This window comes from Fructobacillus ficulneus, from assembly GCF_001047075.2.
Classification (GTDB): Bacteria; Bacillota; Bacilli; order Lactobacillales; family Lactobacillaceae; genus Fructobacillus; species Fructobacillus ficulneus.
On the sequence record NZ_DF968000.1, the window covers coordinates 97,876 to 99,489 of the forward strand.

Here is a 1,614-nt window from a genome sequence, read left to right on the forward strand (position 1 = left end):
AAAATAGCATTTATAACAACGGTGAAATACGTTTGCTCCTGTCTGACTTAGACTAACTGGATTGAAGATCATTTATCAACGAGCCCTGACCATTTGGTTAAGGGCTTTTTTAGTCAAAATGGGTGAATCTATCGCTGAATGATGAGTTGAGACAATTGCTGGTTATCGGCAAATATCTCGCAATATAAATTAAAAATAAATGATATGTATTAGTTTTTTTTAATGATATACTAGCAGATGAAGAGTTTGAGTGTTGGGGATTTAGGAGGAAATGATGAACGAGAAACAATCCACCCGACAGGTTTACTTAGCCACTATGTCATTATTTGTTGGTTTATTTGGTAGTAGTATTTTTTCATTTGCTGTTGGGCTCTACCTCTTGAAGGTTTATACCTCGGCATCCATTTTTGGAATTTCGCAGGTGATTGGTCCGCTAGCGACGCTATTGATGGCACCGGTAATCCGAATCTTTATCGATCGATATCCCAAGAAAAAGATTATCGCTGCCACGCAATTTTTTAATATTGTGGTACTGCTGGGATTCGCTGCTGTGATTTCACTGAATATTCAGCACATCTTTTTAATTGCCGTTTTCGCCTTGTTAATGTTGTTGAGCTTGGCTAGCCAGGTTTTCAACGTGGCTTATATGTCATCTGCTACTGCTTTGGTTTTAAAGAAAGATATCCAAAAGATGCGGAGTTATGAGCAGATGGTGTCATCACTTTCAACCATTGTCAGTCCAATTATGGGGGCGGCTCTGTATGCCGTCTTTAGTACTAATTTTGATGCCTATGTCCTCGTGCAATTGGCGACCGAAGTCTTGACGCTCTTATTGATGTGGCGCTTGAAGTATCAAAATCTGGATATTCACTCAGACACAGAAACTCAGCAAGAGATAGAAGCTGAGCCGGTGAAGCAAAATGAACTTCAGTTTATTTGGCAGGATAAGATTCTACTGGCAGTCATTATCTTAGGTTGCGTTTTGAACTTTTTCTTTGCGGCTTTCAACGTAGGCATCCCTTATCTTCAGGTTCACGTCTTGCAATTACCGAGTCAAGTTTATGCTGTCTCTGAGGCGGCAGTTTCAATTGGTGTTTTACTAGCCAATGTTTATTTGGCCAAGCGAAAAGCCTTTCGTCACCCAATCGATATGACCTGGAAAATTAGCTTGGGAATGAGCTCACTCTTTTTCGTCTTAGCAGGAGTCCTTTGGTTGCAATTGACCAATCAAATTGCCTTTTCAATCTTCATCATTATCTTTAATTTGGTGATGGGAACACTTATTGCGATTATGAATACACCAATCTTGGTTTGGCTCACTCAGCGAGTGCCAGATGAACTCCAAGGTCGCGTCTTTAATGTCTTTCGCACAGGGGTTCAAATCATGACACCACTTGGCGTGCTTATTTGTAGCTTGGCCTTTGATTATTTCCAACCGAAGGAGGTCTTCTTCCTGGTTGGGGTGATTTGTCTCCTATTCGTTTTAGCGCTGCCTCGTGTTTTTGGCGTCAACTTCAAAGAGGATACGGTGTGAAGTTGAGTAAGTGAATGAATGGAATATAGTCAGTTGCTTGAAATCTATTAGAATACAAAAGAGCCAGACCGCGAGGGTCT

Annotated in this window: 1 protein-coding gene; it reads left to right on the plus strand. The window is 40.8% G+C overall.

All coding sequences use genetic code 11. The features are described from left to right. Positions 1-274 precede the first annotated feature (274 nt). Positions 275-1,534, plus strand: coding sequence for an MFS transporter (locus AOQ29_RS02715; protein WP_061993013.1), 1,260 nt, complete (start codon positions 275-277; stop codon positions 1,532-1,534). Positions 1,535-1,614: the final 80 nt, after the last annotated feature.

Coding starts and splice junctions, on each gene's coding strand:
- AOQ29_RS02715 (WP_061993013.1), top strand. CDS start 275: ATGAACGAGAAACAATCCACCCGACAGGTTTACTTAGCCACTATGTCA.